This window comes from Mesorhizobium sp. M7A.F.Ca.CA.001.08.2.1 (genome assembly GCF_003998455.1).
Taxonomy (GTDB): domain Bacteria; phylum Pseudomonadota; class Alphaproteobacteria; order Rhizobiales; family Rhizobiaceae; genus Mesorhizobium; species Mesorhizobium ciceri.
This window is the reverse complement of sequence record NZ_RZPW01001239.1, coordinates 1-1003: the sequence shown is the minus strand read 5'-3', so window position 1 is coordinate 1003 and position 1003 is coordinate 1. Positions and strand designations below refer to the sequence as shown.

The window sequence follows — 1003 nt, the reverse complement described above, 5'->3', positions numbered from 1 at the left end:
GTGTGGCATTTGCCTGGCCTCGGTGCTGCCGCGTTTGCCCAAGGTCGACGAGGCCGGGCACCAGGTTTCCGTCCTGGGTTTCGTGCCGCTGGCGTGGCTGCTTTTGTTCGCCGTCATAGTCGCCGCCGGCTTCGAACAGGGTGCGTTGGCGTTGCTGCCGGTCTATGGCACCCATCACGGCATCACCGAAACCCGCATGTCGGCGCTGCTGTCGGTGATGATCGCCGGCAACATCGCCATGCAGGTGCCGCTCGGCCTTTTGGCGGAAAGGCTTTCCGCGCGCCTGGTGCGGCTTGCCTGCGTCGCGATCACGGTGCTCGGCTGCGTCCTGCTTCCGCTTCTCATCGAGTCGCCGCTGATCTGGCCAATGATCTTTGTCTGGGGCGCGGTTTCCTACGGCATCTACACGATGTCGATCATCGAGCTCGGCGAACGCTTCACCGGCTCCGCACTGGTCGCCGGCAATGCGGCCTTTTCCTTGATGTGGGGCGTCGGCGGCATCGCCGTGCCGCCGCTGGCGGGGGGCGCCATGGATGTTATGGGCGCCGGCGGACTGCCGATCACGCTTGGGCTGCTGTGCCTGGCGCTGGCCATTGCGAGCCTCGCTGGTCGGCGGAAAGCCTCAATTGTGCGCTGAACATGGTGAATATCGACGGCCTGTCGGCGTTGGCTTTTTCAAAGCAACGCGTTTATCGGAGACCTCATGACCAAGCCTGCCACCCAGACGCCGAATTCTGCCCCCACGACCGACGATCCCTTTCTCTGGCTGGAGGACAGGACAGCCAAGCAGTCATTGGGCTGGGTACATCGCCAGAACGAGATCACGGTTGGCGAATTGCAGGGCGATCCGTCCTATCAGGCGTCGTTCCAGACCGCGCTCGACCTGATGACGGCCGAGGACAACATCGCTGTCGGCGCGGCAAAAGCCGGCCATGTCTACAATTTCTGGCAGGACATGACCAATGTGCTCGGCCTCTGGCGCCGCACGACCGTCGCTTCCTAC

1 protein-coding gene and 1 pseudogene are annotated in these 1003 nt (G+C 63.5%); both read left to right on the top strand.

The genetic code is table 11. From position 1 onward, the window contains the following. Positions 1 to 637 (top strand): MFS transporter (locus EN914_RS36500; RefSeq protein ID WP_127389740.1); only part of this gene is annotated, 637 nt, incomplete at its 5' end. A gap of 66 nt (positions 638 to 703) precedes the next feature. Next, positions 704 to 1003 (top strand): annotated as a pseudogene (locus tag EN914_RS36495) (prolyl oligopeptidase family protein); the annotation flags it as partial.